A 14,671-nucleotide genomic window follows, 5' to 3' on the forward strand; every position below is an offset into this window, starting at 1 on the left:
TTTCCTGTGAAAGAGCAGGGGTTCTTTTGTTAAAATAGGAAGGAGTAAAAAGCAGGTTACCAGCGAAGGCAACCTGCTTTGGGGGGATTACAGGCTTTTTGCCATAACGATCCGATTTTTATTTAAGACATAACCATGTTTGTTATAGAAAGCTTCAGCCTGTCTGCCGTTCATCGTCAGCAGGTAAATACTTTGTACGCCCATTGACTTTAACTCTCTTTCCAAATGTGTAAGGAGCCTTGAGCCATATCCTTTGCCCTGTATTTTATTGTCAATGCAAAGTTCGGCTAAATAAAAGGTTGTACCGCCGCAATGCCTTTTGCAGTTACCGCCAACCAGGCCAGCCAACCGGCCGTGAGAAGACAGGGAAAAAAGCAAAGACCTAGGTGTATGTAGTAAATCAAGCAGCCTTTCCCCGGCAGCTTCGTGCGTCCAAGTCTCGTTCCACGGTTCATCATTGAAAACTTTCGTATAAAGCTCTATACACTCCTGTATGTTGTCCGCGCTAACGGGTACGATTTCTTCCAATATGAGGATCCTCCTTCTTCGCCGCAGGTCTTGTCAGAGAGGCGGCTATGCTGTTTACTGATTCTAACGGGGGAAACCCTGGGAATGTTGCAAGCACATCAGGAGACTTACTATCATATATGCAGATACAATGTAATTCATGGAGTGATCTATCATGACACAACTTCCAATCGAGCGGGTGCTGCCCGAATTAAAGAACGTACTTGACTCCCATAACAGCGGGGTACTTGTAGCACCCCCGGGCGCAGGCAAGACAACCCGAATTCCGCTTTCCCTCCTGGACGAGCCGTGGCTTGCAGGCCGCCGCATTCTTATGCTGGAACCCCGCCGGCTCGCTGCCCGCACCGCTGCCCATTACATGGCTGCCTCATTGGGCGAGCATGTTGGGGAAACCGTCGGATACCGGGTCAAGCTGGACGCCCAGATTGGAGAAAAAACGCGGATTGAGGTCATCACAGAAGGCATTCTTACCCGGCTCCTGCAGGCAGACCCCGCGCTTGAAGGCGTAGGGCTCGTTGTTTTTGATGAATTTCATGAGAGAAGCATCCACGCCGACCTGGGACTTGCGCTTTGTCTGGAGTCTCAGGCGGTGCTGCGGGAAGACCTGCGCATTCTCGTTATGTCAGCTACCCTGGATGCCGAACCTGTAGCAGCTCTTCTGGGAGATGCGCCGGTTATTGTAAGCGAAGGCAAGGCTTTTCCGGTTGAAACACGCTATGTAAACAGGCCGATGGAAGGGAGAATGGAGGCTGTTGTTACTCGTACGATTGTTGATGCACTGGAAAGCGAAGAAGGCAGTATTCTTGTCTTTTTGCCGGGAGCAGGGGAAATCCGGAAGATAGAATCGCTGCTTCTGGAGAGCAATCTGGAACCGCATGTCCGGGTCGCTCCACTTTATGGGAGCCTTACACGTGAGGCGCAGGACTTAGCGATTTCACCGGGCATGCCGGGAGAGCGTAAAATTGTCCTTGCAACTTCAATCGCTGAGACGAGTCTCACAGTGGAAGGGGTTCGAACGGTCATTGACAGCGGCCTTATGCGTACATCCCGGTTCTCGCCCCGAACCGGGATGGCCTGGCTGGAGACGGTTCAAGTATCGCGGGCTTCGGCGGACCAGCGCTGCGGCCGGGCGGGCCGGCAGGGGCCGGGTGTGTGTTACCGCCTCTGGACCGAACAGGAAAATCGGAGTCTTGCCCTTCGCAGTATCCCGGAAATACTGGAAGCCGATTTAGCGCCGCTGGCGCTTGAGTTAGCCGCATGGGGAGCGTCCGCACCGGCACAATTGCCCTGGCTTGATCCGCCTCCTGCCGCCGCATTTGCGGAGGCTCGCAAGCTTTTGAGCCAGCTTGGTGCGCTGGACGAAGGCGGAATGATTACCGCGCACGGGCGGCGTATGGCCGAACTTGGGATGCACCCCCGGCTCGCGCACATGGTTCTTAAAGCTGCAGATCTCGGTTATGGAGAAACCGGATGTGAGCTTGCGGCGATTTTAAGTGAACGGGATTTTTTTCGCTACGGCAAAACAGCACCGGATGCGGACATACGATTGCGTATCGAGGTGCTCCGCAGCCTGAAGAGGGAAGGGCAGACCAAACGGGCCCGGGAAACGAACATTGATTGGACCGCCTGCCGCCGGATTCTTTCTGAGGCGGATTACTGGAAACGTATTGTTAGGGTCCCGGCGGGCGGGAAAGATGATGACATAAACGCCTGCGGGCTATTGCTTGCATTTGCTTATCCGGATCGGATTGCCAGATTAAGATCAAGCGGACGGTTTCTTCTGCGCAGCGGCCGCGGAGCGGTTTTTAGTAAAACACAGCCGCTTTCAAACGCAGCCTATGTGGTTGCGGCAGAGCTGGACGGTCAGGGGCCGGAGAGCCGGATTTATCTGGCTGCTCCCCTAAACCTGGACGATGTGGAACGGCACTTTGGGAATCAAATGGAAGAGGAGGCTTTCGTTGATTGGGATCCGGCGGCACAGGCAGTGCGCGCGCGAAAACGCAGGCGCCTGGGTGCGCTCGTTTTGAGCGAAGTCCCGCTTTCCGAGCCAGATCCGGAACGTTGCCTGGAGGCGCTCCTTCGCGGGATTGGGGAGGAAGGATTAGAAATATTGCCGTGGACGAAAGCTGCCCGCCAGCTGCGGCAGCGCCTTCATTTCATGCACCGTTACAAGCCGGAGCGATGGCCGGATGTATCGGGTGGCTCACTTACAGCCACAATGGAAGAGTGGCTGGCCCCTCACCTGTATGGATATAAAAGCCGCGCTGATTTACAGAAAATAAATGTAGCAGGAATTCTCGAATCGATGCTCTCCTGGGAGCAGCGCCGGGAGCTTGATGAGTATGCTCCTACACATATCGTCGTTCCCAGCGGCACGCGCCTTCCTGTTGATTACAGCGATCCTGCTTCTCCGGTGCTCGCTGTCAGGCTCCAGGAAATGTTCGGGCTTAAGGAGACGCCGCGTATCGCTGGTGGAAGCGTACCCCTTACTCTGCATTTATTATCTCCGGCACAGCGTCCTGTTCAGGTGACAAGGGACCTGGGCAGCTTCTGGCGGAACGCTTATTTTGAAGTGAAAAAAGATTTGAAAGGGCGTTATCCGAAGCATTACTGGCCGGACAATCCGTTGGAAGCGATACCTACAAGCCGAACGCGTCCCAGAGAATAAAACGGCATGAGAAGGTTATTTGAACAATGCTGTCATGTACTTTTTAATCGCGTTTTTCACAATCCAAAAGGATATTTATGCAGGCATGTGTAAATAAGGTAAGAGAAAGTGAAATTCAGTTTAGGGAGCCGGAGATGTTAAAAGAACAATTTGCGGATTTTCTAGAAATCGACGAAGTGAAGCTGATTAGTGAGTGGACAAACGGAGTCATTATTGCCGATACCGATCCGTACAGTGGAGAAGTTTATGGCAACGGCCTGGTGATGTATAAGCTTGTAGTGGATTACTTGAAGTCACGGATTGGTTTGGAAGAAGTGGAGAAGCTTGCCCGCAGGGTAGCTGTACAGCGCATGCAGGCCGGGATTAATATCGGGGAATTTGTGTACAACGTGAGCCTTGGCCGGAGTATTATCTTTAATCGTATGTATGAATCAGGTCTTCCGTTAGAACAGCTCCAATTAGGGAGCGTGAAAATTAACGAATGTTTGATCACTTCTTGTACAGTGCGGTATCACGCTACGCGGAGCTTAAAGACACTGATTTGGAAAAAAAGGAACTGTTCATCGAACAGACGCATAAGGAGAGGCTTACTATACTTGGGCAAATGGCATCAAGTTTTGTCCATGAATTTCGCAACCCTTTAACTTCTGTCATTGGTTTTACTAAACTGCTGAAACAGAAATATGCCGAACTTGAATATTTGGATATTATGGAGCATGAACTGGAGCAGTTGAAATATCGAATTTCACAATTTCTGCTCGTATCCAGGAGAGGGGATACAGACAGAAGCAAGAAAGTGTTCCTTCTTAGCGAATTATTTAGGGAGGTTCTTGATTTCCTTTACCCCAGCCTTGTGGACGGGGATGTGGAAGTGGTACCGACGATTCAACCGAACGTTTACTTCTATGGATATAAGGAAGAGACGAGACAGGTGCTTATTAACCTGATGATTAATTCGATCGACGCACTGCAGCAAGTGAACACACCGCGAAAGCTGTATATCGAAATGAAAACAGTAGGAAACGAGATTGAAATTTCTGTATCGAACAATGGCCCGTGTATTTCACCCAATTTAATTCAGGCTATTTTTGAACCGTTTGTCACAACGAAAGAACTGGGGACAGGAATTGGGCTCTTTATATGCAAGAAAATTATTGAGAAGCAAAACGGAACGATATCGTGTAAATCTGAACCGTCTCTAACAACATTTTGCATCCGTTTCAAATGTGAGGAGACACGGGAGGAGGGGCAAGCATGACGGTTTACAACTATACAGCTAGAACCATATCGGGGGAAGAGAAACCTCTTTCCGACTACGCAGGAAAGGCGCTGCTTATTGTCAATACTGCGAGCAAGTGCGGATTTACCCCTCAATACAGTGGCCTTCAGCAATTGTATGAGAAGTATAAAGAGCAAGGATTTGAAATCCTGGCGTTCCCGAGCAATCAGTTTCTTAATCAGGAGCCGGGAACGAATGAAGAAATTCAAAATTTTTGTCAGACTGCGTACGGCGTTATGTTTCCCGTGTTTGAAAAGATAGATGTGAACGGTGCTGATGCTCATCCGCTGTTTGCATATCTTACCGAGAGCACACCAGGATTGCTGGGGACGAAGGCGGTAAAGTGGAATTTCACGAAATTCCTGGTGAATAAACAGGGGATTCCGGTAAAGCGATATGCTCCTGCGGTGAAACCCGAGGAGTTAGACGCCGAAATTATCCGCCTCTTAGAGGAGGGCAAGGAAGGCTAAATTATAAAGGCTCCTTTGCGGGAGCCTTTATAATTTAGGAATTCGTATCGGGCTAACCATAAGAATCGCGAGAATCAATAAGAACACGGGGCTCGAAAAGGAGAATAATGCGAGAACCGCAACAAGAAGGCCGGCGAGAGTAATGGGCACGCCCATATAATAGCCTACCGTTGGCTTGATATTAAAGCGCCCCAGGCGCCAGGCGCCTGCAATCGGGAAGGATACAAATGCCAGCGTAAGGAAAACTGAAGGGTGGTGCATGGAATGGACGAGAATAGCAGGAGCAACACCGAAGCTAACAATATCGGCCAGCGAATCAAGTTCAACTCCCATAGGGCTATCGACCTTCAGCATACGGGCGATTTTCCCGTCGAATACATCGCACGCTGCGGCCAGTAGAATTAAAATGGCGGCCGTTGTAAAAAATTCATTCATTGCGAATGTGATGGAGAAAATCCCGCAAACCAAATTACCGAGCGTAAATGCATTAGGAATAGAGCGACGAATTGAACTCATGATTCACCTCAAAGTTTCATAATGGGAACAAAAGAAAACGATGCCTTCAATATAAGTATAATATAAAACAACCCGTCAGCAAATCGCTGACGGGTTTTCCTGTTCATCACTGTCGGCTATAACACAAAGAGAAACCATGTCGGGAAGAAGGGTGGCGTCTTTGTTATCCATAAAGCTAGGGGAGCAGGTTTCACAAACATTAGCGTCAATTCGATGGTGGTCGCCCTGCTTAGCTTGGAAGCAGGATAAGCATACATACATTCTCATGCTTTGGCCTCCTTCTTGTTATGTCCAATAATTATACCCCACTTAACAGAAAATTTCAACTAGTTTTACTACCAATTTTTATTATTTTTTACAATATAGTAAATAGAAACCTCAATAGAAATGACAATTTGCGATTTTCTTTGTATAATGACATCGAATAATATGAATGGTTAGGAGTGCCGTAATGAAAGACGAACAAAAAGAACTAGAGAAAAAAATGACAGATTCATACATGCGCGATACTTCCGCGATGATTTTAATTTTTTCGCAGTGGTGTGTAAACCACGATATTAACCCGGAAGCTCTTTATAAAGAAGCATACCCTGAACAGAGTATTCCACAAGAGCTAAAAAATATGCAGGCCCTTACGGTTCCGAAGAAAGAGGCCGGGGAGATTCCGGTTGAGACACTGCTCAATGTGCTGATGGCATTCGATAATGAACAGCTTGCCTTTGCCGTGCAAAACCGGATCGGGAATAAACAATAAGCTTTATCCCTTTACTTTTTTAAAGGAATTCACCCAATCAAGCAGAACGGAAATATATTGCCCAATGAGCGGAGCGGAAGTAAACAAGCTTAAAATATAAATAACAACGGCAATGACGAGTACAGTGCCGAATGTAAGCCCGACAAAGTTAGAAACGATCGCCAGGAGATTCACAAGAAACGTTCGTTTCGGGTTCTGATATTTCTCGATTGCTTTCGTTACCCGCAGCTTCTCTCTCTGATCGGCGAGCCAGTCCAGCCTCTCCCGGATTCTTCTTTCCATCTTATCCCCCGTTACGGGAGAACGCGATTTTCCCATGCCGTTTTCCTCCCGGTGTTCTAAAATAAAAGACCTAGTTTTTATTTACCCTGTTTTCCGTTCTCTCAACATAAAAAAATTGCGGAAGCTATTTCAATCCCTTGAACATACGGTAAAAGGGTATTGTATAATAAGAGTAATAAAAAGGGAGTGAAAATTATAATGGAGCATACGGAAAACCTTGACCCGCATCATGATTGCAACTCCGGGAGTAGAAGAACAAGCCACCATTCAGATAAAGTAAAGAACAATTTGGCCAGCCGTTTAAACCGGATCGAAGGGCAAATCCGGGGCATTAAAGGGATGATTGAGAAAGATGTCTATTGTGATGATGTTCTGAACCAGATTGCCGCTGTCCAGTCGGCGCTTAATGCTGTAGGCAGGCTTCTCCTGGAAGGCCATATGAAAAGCTGTGTTATTGAAAGGATCCAGGAGGGCGATCAGGAAGTCATCGATGAACTTCTGAAAACAATGAATAAGCTGATGAAATAGAAAATGAGAAGGAAACAAAGAGCCGGGCTTTCACCGGCTCTTTATCTATAGTTCCTGTTTTTTGGTTTTTTCTATAATGTAGTCGGCGGTTCGAGCCGCAATGGCCATCACTGTGTTTGTCGGGTTCGCACCACCCGATGTAACGAAAACTGCGGCACTGCATATAAAAAGATTCCGAATATCATGGCTCTGGCAAAACCCGTTTACGACAGAGGTATCCGGGTGATCTCCCATACGGCATCCACCCATTAGATGAGCGGTATCGGGAACCGTAAATTCTGGCGTTCCTCCTGCGGCCTCAAAAATTTCCGCTATTTTACCGACCGCATGTTCAATGAGCCGTAAATCATTATCGCCATAGCTGAAGGAAACATTTGCCCGCGGGATGCCGTATTCATCCTTCTCCTTCGCCAGTGTAACCTGGTTTTGTTTCTGTGGAAGTACTTCTCCAACGAGCGTGATGCGCCCGTAGTAATTATAATCGACCATCGTTTTGCGCAGCTGCTCCCCCCAGACTCCGGCGTCGACTGCAAGCGCTTTGGCCATTCCGATGGGCCGTGCACCGTGTGCGTTAAGCGTGTATCCTCTTGCAAACCCGCGCTTTGGATTTGAGCCATAGAACTCCTGCGTTAAGGCGAGAACCGGTGTCCCTTTGTACAGGCGGATTTCCTCGTTGAACTTCGCGTATACATCGTGGCTGCTGTGGGGCATAATGGCCTTCCCAACCATGCCGCTGCTGTTCGCAAGCCCGCCCGGAAATCGCGAGGCGGCAGAATGAAGCAGCAGCCTGGGCGTCTCAATCACAAAAGACGACAGAATGACAATCCGGGCCTTCTGCTCATATGTTTGGCCCTCATTTACGAAGGTAACGCCTGTTGCCTGGCCCTGTTCGTCAACGAGAACCTGCGTCACCATACAATCGGTTAAAACCTCAGCCCCAAAGCCGATTGCCTTTGGAATATGGTGAATGAGCGTGCTGAATTTCGCGTTCGGCATGCAGCCTTCGTTACAGAAGCCGCGGTTAATGCAGGGAGGCCTGCCGTCATAAGGGGCGGATAAGATCGCAAGGGGAGCGACAGAACTTTGAATGCCGAGCGCTTCACACCCATGCCGGAAAATCTCCGAGTTTGCGCTGAGCGGTTCTCGTTCCGGGTAAGGATAAGGGCCACGAAACGGTCCCCAGGGAAAGTTCTTTGGGCCGGATACGGCAATATCGCGTTCGATTTTGTCATAATAAGGAGCCAGGTCTTCATACGTAATTGGCCAGTCATCCGCAACCCCATCCGCAGACCTAACCTTAAAATCATCTTCATGAAAGCGCAGGAATACACCTGTGAAGTGTGTGGTGCCCCCGCCGACGCCTCTTCCCGAGTTGTTTTTCCCGAGTTTAAGCGGATTTTGCCCATTGACCAGCCGGGTGTCCTGCCAGCCGAGGTGCCGGGTGGAGAGCTCATCGCTTGCAAAGTCGGTTTGCGGATCCCAGAATGGCCCCGCCTCGATAACAACGGCCTTCATGCCGGCTTTGCTTAATTCATAGGCCAGAACTCCACCGGCGGCACCGGCGCCGATGATGCATACGTCAGCGATTTCTTTTCCGTATTTTCTCCGGTTCATATCGCTGTGGCGTTCACCGTTATAGTGAACAGAATGGTGAGCTGTATGGTTATGTTCAATCATGGCGGGCCTCCCAGGGATCGGTTAATCCAAGTTCGGAACGTACATAACCCCGCGGGTACGCCGGTCCGGCATACCCGATTTCAGACCAGACTGTCGGATAAGAGTAATAGGCACTGACGACAAGAGCGAGTATTTTCTTGAAAAATGCGGTCTGCAGTTTGCTATCCCACCCGGACAGGACCGGAGCTATTCCGCCGGCTAGCTGCCCGAGAACAGCTGTCTGCTTATCCTTTTCCAATTCGATAAAGCGGAGAAGAAACTGTCCCTGTGAAAGCTTATCAACCATGCCAAGCCCGGTTATGATTAAATCTTTTTCAGGCGGGATGCCCGCCTTTCGCTGGTCTTCCCCTGCGTTATTTTGAATGGTGCGATCCACATGGTAAGCGATAAACCGCAAAATGTCTTCCCGTTCATCATAAATAATATGGCTTGCGATTTCCTTCAAAAGCTGTCCCTGGTACACATCGAGAAGAGAAAGAGTGTGGCGGCCGGTTTCGATCCTCTGCAGCACAATTTCTCTTGTATGCTCATCCCACTCATCCTTTGCCTGAAGCACGTCAAAGGCAGGATAACGTGAATCCATATTGCTTATTCCCCCCAGTATATAGCAGCAATTCCAAGCAGGCTCAGCGCCGTAATGATTCCCGGCAGCATAACCGGCGGACCGGTTAGAAAGTTGCGAAGCTCATATCCCCCAACCCGCTCCCCTACACCGCTCATATGCTGGTATGAGCCGTACACTCCTGCCGCACTTCCGACGCCAAGCAGCACAGCGAGCGTAACGCGAAGCCACGGTGCGTTGTAAGCTGTTAAAAAAAGCAGGAGCAATCCGAAGAGAGGGGTGGCGAGGACGGGAATCCACATCGACCAATGACGAAAATTCTGCCGGTAGTGAAATAGCGTTACCTGGATAAACATCATTAGAAACGCGATTCCTGTAAACAGGAATACGATTCGTTGAAAAGGCCAATCGTTCCAATACATACGATGATTCTCCTTTAGGTGTCGGATTGAAAAGGCATCTATAGTATTCATATTTTTGGAAATTGGTATACGGCTCTCTTTATATGGAAAAACCTCTTCCAGCATAAAAGCAGTGCTGAAAGAGGTTTTCTTTTCTTCCCCATTTAATTTTCAATGCTGGGCAGCAACCCGAGCTCCTTTGCCTTTGAAATGGCTTCCGCGCGCGAACGCACACTCAATTTGCTGAAAATACGGGTCAGGTGGTACTCAACCGTCCGCTGGCTCATTAGCAGTGCCTGGGCGATTTCCTTGTTGCTTTTTCCCCGGGAAACCTCCGACAGAATATCCTGTTCTTTTTCGTTAATCGATACGCCTTCAAGAAGATCACCTTCCTGCGAAACAACAATTCTCGCGTCCGTCCTCCGCAATTGTTTAAGTAAGGAGACCGGGACAACGGCTTCATTGCGCAATGCGCAACGAAGTGTCGTAATCAGCTGTTCACGGGTAGCTGTTTTGCTTATGAACCCGCTTGCGCCGGCTTCGATAAGGAGATTGAAATGGGGATCAATTTCAAAACCGGTATAAATCAGTACCTTCGCATCTGAATCCTGTGCAATTACCCGTTGTGTCAATTCAAGACCGCTGATTACAGGCATGTGTAAATCAAACAGAAACAAATCAAACGTTTCTTTTCTTAAAATGTCAAGCGCCTCGGTACCGGATAATACGATGGTGACCTGCAAATCCTCTTCCTGCTCGATCATATTTTTTGACCCTTCTCCCACTGAGGGGTGGTCGTCCACTAACAAAATTCGAATCAACTGTGCTCACTCCTTACACTACTTGATTTGTCGCGTCCCCAAGAAAACGTAAGGGGATAGAAAGCGAAACTTCCAATCCCTGATCTGGAGAAGAATGAAAGGAAATATCCCCCTCAAGGCTGCGAACCCTTTCTTTAATTCCTGATAGGCCGATATGCTGGAAAGAAGAGCGTATATTTTCTACATCCATGCCAACCCCATTGTCCTGGTAGTTTAAGTAAATTGCGTCTGCCCAGCTGGAAAGGATGATATTAATCTCGGTCGCTTTTGAATGTTTGGCTGCGTTTGTTAATAACTCCTGGACAATCCGATAAATGACGAGCGTATATTCATCATTAAGCACCTGATTGAATTTAGAAGAATGAAAATTGATGATATAGTCATTGCGCAACTGGGCGCTTGCAAATAGATTCTCAAGCGCTTCTGCTACCCCCATCTCTTTTATGAACGGCGGGCGCAGTTCGTTGCATGTTTCGCGAATTTCATGGATAACATCAAGCAGGCCTTCTTTAATTTCTACAATTTCACCTTTTAGTCCTTCAGGGATTCTGCGATTTTCAAGCAATACTTCAAGCTTGCGGTACCATATAACTTGTTCCTGCAAAGCAGAATCGTGAAGGTCAGCGGCCAGCCGGCGCCTTTCCTTCTCCTGCAAAGAGAAGAGAAGGCGAAGAATCCAGGGGGGAATCCGGCTTTGCCGGCTCATTCCTTCAATCTCTTCCATAAGCCCCTCCATAAGGTGGAGGTTTTCGTACACGATACCTACATAGTTGGAGATGGTAATTAGCCATTCCTTTTCCTCATGGTTCAGAGACGTATGGTTTAGCTTTTCTCCAATCCATAATCCATACAGGTCATCAGTGCTCTGGCCTATGATGAAGCACATTCCGGTCTCAAACTGTACATAGTCCCCAATTGTAGGAATCCCCGCATAATTTTTAAAGTGTTCGCTAATAGCTTCAACGGGAATTAGTCCGTCTCCCTTGCGAACTTCAACGGAAGACTCCTGTTTTTTAATTTTAAAAAGAGAGACCGCTTTAATAGATAGCATGCGGTTGATTTCGTCAAGCAGCCTTTCTTCCAGTACCGAAACCTTAACGATATGCGATACATCCTGGGAAAACTTAATTAAGCTTGCCTGGTAGTTATATTTCTGTGTATAAAGCCTGGAACGGAGAAGGTAATCCAATTCTTCCTTCACGTACAGAAAGGCAATAAACAGCACATAAACAAACATAGAAAGCTGAACCCATCTAGCTGGAGCAAACCCGATCCGATCCGTATAAAGCAGAAAGAGAACGCATAGAAGGGAAGGGAAGATAGCGAGTAAAGCGTAGTACCGGATGCGGCTCATCACAAAATCGATATCAAGAAAGCGGTTGGCCAGGATAAGGTACAGAAAGACAATAGGAATTAAAATTAAAAACAGGGCTGCCGTTTCCGCGGGAATTAAGGCAGTTCCCAGAATAATACGCGGAAGGGCGACAAATGCGACAAAAGGAAAAAATGCAAAAAATATACCTGTAACAAGAATTTTAAACACAGGCCGGTATGCCGTCTTCTGATAGCGGATATAGCTAGAGGCAAGAACATACAGGCAAAGCAGGGTGCTCATTGAAAAAAAGAGCAGTTCCGTAACTGTAGCAAGGTTAAACAAAAAGGGATTTCCAGTATTCAGAAGAACAATATCGGTCGCAAATAAAAGGCTGTATATAAAATAAAGCACGGGAACTAGTCTTCTGCTTGTGATAAAAATATCAAACTGTTTGAAGTAAGCTTCAATGAAATGTAAAAACAGGATCGGAATGAAAATAAGAGCCACTCCTATACTCAGGGAAATATTATTCATTCTCGCAGAGGCACCCGCGTTTAAATAAATCGTGCCGATGATAAGCAAAAATGAAATGAGCACGAGGGTCGCTTTGTCCTCTTTCTTTTGCCGGTAAAGAAAGAGGCTCAGGCCAAGGCAAAGAATGAAAATAAAACCGGGGAAAACCGTATGGTAGAACAGCTGCTCAGGCAGAGGGTGGTTAGGCACTGTGTACCTTTTACTCTGTCCATGCCTCTTTACTACGATGGTTTTCACCTGCTCTACTTTTCGAAAGCTTTTCACTGCGCGGTGTGTATCCGGATTCGTATCATCTATGGATAGAACGGTATCTCCTGGTTGGATTCCTACCGCTTTCGCCCAGCTGACATCTTCCACATTTGTCACTATCCATTCGTTATTGTTTGCTTTTTCAACGGAAACACCGATGTACGGATAATGAAGCATGAATAAAAGCAGATAAGTGCCCAGAGCCGCGAACAGTAAAATCAACAGTTTAAATACATGGTGTATCGTTCGTTCTTTCATAAGCGTCTCCTTTTCTCGCAAAAAAAGCCAGGTTTCCCTGGCGGTTCATCATGCTTACACCCAGTATTCCATTATGGTAATAGAAGAAAGGGTATATATGCTAGTTAACATATCTGTAAGGGTATTATAGCATTTATTTCTTTATTTATTTCCGCAAATTTAATTACGGCTTCCCGCCATATTTTGCGGGATGTCCAGCGAGACAAAAAGCTTAGTTTTAACTTCCGAAGAGATGTCCATGGCCTGAATTAAATTAGCTGCCTGATAGAGGTGGATTCTTGCTACGACCTGCGCGTATTCAATCACCCCGCTTTTTTTTATCTCGTCTACAATGGCATGCTTATCAGCCAGGATTTGATGCTGTTCTAGAGTGCCTTCGTAGTATTTTTTAATCCGTTCATTTTTTTGGAGAAAAAATAACGCGGGTAGTGTTCTTTTTTTATGAAGTATATCGTTCTTTCTATCCCTTCTGGTTATATCAACGATATCATTATGTATTTGAGCAGCGATGCCCACATGCTCACCATATTGTCTCACAGCCGCATGGTGTTCCGCTGTAACGAGTGCTGTTCCGACGAGACAGGCCATGGCCAACAGTGAGCCTGATTTCTCCTTTGTTGTCTGAATGTATTCTGCCTCTGAACGAACGGCATTTGTTATATCTTTGTGCTGTCCGGACACCGCATTCGTTACGAGGGAATTTATAAAAGCAAGTGCGTTCATTTTTTTCTCTATTGCAAAAGCGGTGTCACAGAGCAACTGGATGCCCAGTGTTAGCAAACCTGTGGCAAGATTCATAGAAACGGGGAGAGCGATTTGACTCCACAGCATCAAGTCATTATCCTGGTCCTGTAAATCATCGAATATATCAAGCGACAGAATAACGAGCTCAACTGCTGCAGCCGCCTTATATATATCCTTATGCTCCCCTCCGAAGGCGCAATAATGGGAGACCGCAAGTTTTCCAAACGGGAAGCGTCCTTCTGCCTTTTGCTCTATAAATCGGGAGAGGTAATCCTGTATCTCTTTCTGGCTTATGTATTTTTCTACTGCAGCGATCATTTCGAATTGTATTCTTTCTTCATTCTCCACCATTGCTGACTTCCCCTTTCCTATAGTAAAAGCCGGCCCAGCTTGTGGAACGGCTTATTATTGTGCATGCTTCATTGCGCGATAATATTCATTGAGCAGAATATCCAGCTGCTCGCTTAATATAATCATTTCAGGATCCGAAGGGGTTTTCCGCCATGACAGTTCATTTAACTCTGCTCTCAGGCTTTCAATTCTAAGTAAAAGATTTTGATTGTCTTCTTTCAAGCTCAAGGGATCATCCTCCTGCTCTATGTAAAGACTTTGATTCTTTTGTCCTATTATAACAAATATTAACTATCGAAAATGTGAGGAATTTGTAAAATTATGGGCGGGATGGAAGGTTTACTTACAGGGTATAGCAGACGGATTGCTTTTAGCGGATATAAAAAAGCAGTCCATTGTAAATAGTAAGAGGGTGCTGATACCGGTACGAAATCAAATGTAAGGGGAGTTCCATATGTCTGAACAACAATCGCAACAGGCAAATAACCAGCTTAGTAATGCGGTATTAAAGTCGCAACAAGCAATTACTCAAACATTTCAAGATGCTGTAAAACAGGCGAAAGGTGATCTTACTCAGGCCCAGGCTACAGGAAATGAGGATGCGATTAAGAACGCTCAAGAACAACTCAATCAAGCGCAGACACAATTAACACAGGCCCAGGCCGCTTACAGAAATACTTCTGAACAAACGCAAGGGTAAACGGTATCCGTATGCTGATTAAACGGGAAGGCAA

At 47.1% G+C, this 14,671-nt stretch carries 18 protein-coding genes; 7 read left to right on the forward strand and 11 right to left on the reverse strand.

Annotated features, from left to right (window positions below; all coding sequences use genetic code 11):
- Positions 1–87 precede the first annotated feature (87 nt).
- On the reverse strand, positions 88–528 hold the full coding sequence (locus tag MBEAL2_RS10925; RefSeq protein WP_236692765.1) for a GNAT family N-acetyltransferase: 441 nt from the start codon (positions 526–528) through the stop codon (positions 88–90).
- 154 nt (positions 529–682) lie between these two features.
- Between MBEAL2_RS10925 and hrpB the strand changes: the two genes are divergently transcribed.
- The 4 genes from hrpB to MBEAL2_RS10940 all read left to right on the forward strand — a co-directional run bounded on the left by hrpB (position 683) and on the right by MBEAL2_RS10940 (position 4,945).
- Positions 683–3,196 (forward strand): ATP-dependent helicase HrpB, encoded by a 2,514-nt coding sequence (hrpB, locus tag MBEAL2_RS10930; protein WP_047152338.1) that lies wholly within the window; start codon positions 683–685, stop codon positions 3,194–3,196.
- A gap of 134 nt (positions 3,197–3,330) precedes the next feature.
- On the forward strand, positions 3,331–3,840 hold the full coding sequence (locus MBEAL2_RS31060) for a histidine kinase N-terminal domain-containing protein (protein WP_161798201.1): 510 nt from the start codon (positions 3,331–3,333) through the stop codon (positions 3,838–3,840).
- Complete coding sequence (locus MBEAL2_RS10935) at positions 3,801–4,454, forward strand: sensor histidine kinase (protein WP_161798202.1); 654 nt, start codon at positions 3,801–3,803, stop codon at positions 4,452–4,454. The genes MBEAL2_RS31060 and MBEAL2_RS10935 overlap by 40 nt, the downstream gene beginning before the upstream one ends.
- Positions 4,451–4,945: a glutathione peroxidase gene (locus tag MBEAL2_RS10940; RefSeq protein WP_047152339.1), complete on the forward strand. Its 495-nt coding sequence runs from the start codon at positions 4,451–4,453 to the stop codon at positions 4,943–4,945. The genes MBEAL2_RS10935 and MBEAL2_RS10940 overlap by 4 nt, the downstream gene beginning before the upstream one ends.
- Positions 4,946–4,972: 27 nt before the next feature.
- Here the strand turns inward: MBEAL2_RS10940 and pssA are convergent, their stop codons facing one another.
- Together pssA and MBEAL2_RS10950 are read right to left on the reverse strand one after the other, a co-directional pair.
- Positions 4,973–5,464, reverse strand: coding sequence for a CDP-diacylglycerol--serine O-phosphatidyltransferase (gene pssA, locus MBEAL2_RS10945; protein WP_082129894.1), 492 nt, complete (start codon positions 5,462–5,464; stop codon positions 4,973–4,975).
- Positions 5,465–5,536: 72 nt separating this feature from the next.
- Positions 5,537–5,728 carry a hypothetical protein gene (locus MBEAL2_RS10950; protein WP_047152341.1) on the reverse strand — a complete coding sequence of 64 codons (192 nt, stop codon included), beginning with the start codon at positions 5,726–5,728 and terminating at the stop codon, positions 5,537–5,539.
- Between the two features lie 184 nt (positions 5,729–5,912).
- Between MBEAL2_RS10950 and yxiS the strand changes: the two genes are divergently transcribed.
- Positions 5,913–6,215: a protein YxiS gene (gene yxiS, locus MBEAL2_RS10955; protein ID WP_047152342.1), complete on the forward strand. Its 303-nt coding sequence runs from the start codon at positions 5,913–5,915 to the stop codon at positions 6,213–6,215.
- Positions 6,216–6,218: 3 nt separating this feature from the next.
- On the opposite strand, the gene MBEAL2_RS10960 is transcribed toward yxiS, so the two are convergent.
- Positions 6,219–6,533 carry a DUF5665 domain-containing protein gene (locus MBEAL2_RS10960; RefSeq protein ID WP_047152343.1) on the reverse strand — a complete coding sequence of 105 codons (315 nt, stop codon included), beginning with the start codon at positions 6,531–6,533 and terminating at the stop codon, positions 6,219–6,221.
- 162 nt (positions 6,534–6,695) lie between these two features.
- On the opposite strand from MBEAL2_RS10960, the gene MBEAL2_RS10965 reads away from it, so the two are divergent.
- Entirely contained in the window at positions 6,696–7,025 is a 330-nt protein-coding gene (locus MBEAL2_RS10965) for a metal-sensitive transcriptional regulator (protein ID WP_047152344.1), read from the forward strand.
- Positions 7,026–7,070: 45 nt separating this feature from the next.
- Here the strand turns inward: MBEAL2_RS10965 and MBEAL2_RS10970 are convergent, their stop codons facing one another.
- The 7 genes from MBEAL2_RS10970 to MBEAL2_RS30165 all read right to left on the reverse strand — a co-directional run bounded on the left by MBEAL2_RS10970 (position 7,071) and on the right by MBEAL2_RS30165 (position 14,165).
- The gene (locus tag MBEAL2_RS10970; RefSeq protein ID WP_439644857.1) at positions 7,071–8,639 is read right to left on the reverse strand and encodes a GMC family oxidoreductase; all 1,569 of its coding nucleotides are present in this window, start codon (positions 8,637–8,639) and stop codon (positions 7,071–7,073) included.
- A 55-nt stretch (positions 8,640–8,694) separates the two neighbouring features.
- The gene (locus MBEAL2_RS10975) at positions 8,695–9,285 is read right to left on the reverse strand and encodes a gluconate 2-dehydrogenase subunit 3 family protein (RefSeq protein WP_047152346.1); all 591 of its coding nucleotides are present in this window, start codon (positions 9,283–9,285) and stop codon (positions 8,695–8,697) included.
- Positions 9,286–9,290: 5 nt separating this feature from the next.
- Positions 9,291–9,686 (reverse strand): hypothetical protein, encoded by a 396-nt coding sequence (locus MBEAL2_RS10980; protein WP_047152347.1) that lies wholly within the window; start codon positions 9,684–9,686, stop codon positions 9,291–9,293.
- A gap of 143 nt (positions 9,687–9,829) precedes the next feature.
- On the reverse strand, positions 9,830–10,486 hold the full coding sequence (locus MBEAL2_RS10985) for a response regulator transcription factor (protein ID WP_047152348.1): 657 nt from the start codon (positions 10,484–10,486) through the stop codon (positions 9,830–9,832).
- Between the two features lie 13 nt (positions 10,487–10,499).
- Positions 10,500–12,842: an ATP-binding protein gene (locus MBEAL2_RS10990; RefSeq protein ID WP_047152349.1), complete on the reverse strand. Its 2,343-nt coding sequence runs from the start codon at positions 12,840–12,842 to the stop codon at positions 10,500–10,502.
- 159 nt (positions 12,843–13,001) lie between these two features.
- Complete coding sequence (locus MBEAL2_RS10995; RefSeq protein WP_047152350.1) at positions 13,002–13,937, reverse strand: polyprenyl synthetase family protein; 936 nt, start codon at positions 13,935–13,937, stop codon at positions 13,002–13,004.
- A gap of 54 nt (positions 13,938–13,991) precedes the next feature.
- Entirely contained in the window at positions 13,992–14,165 is a 174-nt protein-coding gene (locus MBEAL2_RS30165; RefSeq protein WP_152667764.1) for an aspartyl-phosphate phosphatase Spo0E family protein, read from the reverse strand.
- Between the two features lie 226 nt (positions 14,166–14,391).
- On the opposite strand from MBEAL2_RS30165, the gene MBEAL2_RS11000 reads away from it, so the two are divergent.
- On the forward strand, positions 14,392–14,637 hold the full coding sequence (locus tag MBEAL2_RS11000; protein WP_047152351.1) for a hypothetical protein: 246 nt from the start codon (positions 14,392–14,394) through the stop codon (positions 14,635–14,637).
- The last annotated feature ends 34 nt before the right edge of the window (positions 14,638–14,671 follow it).

Source organism: Aneurinibacillus tyrosinisolvens (assembly GCF_001015055.1).
Taxonomy (GTDB): domain Bacteria; phylum Bacillota; class Bacilli; order Aneurinibacillales; family Aneurinibacillaceae; genus Aneurinibacillus_A; species Aneurinibacillus_A tyrosinisolvens.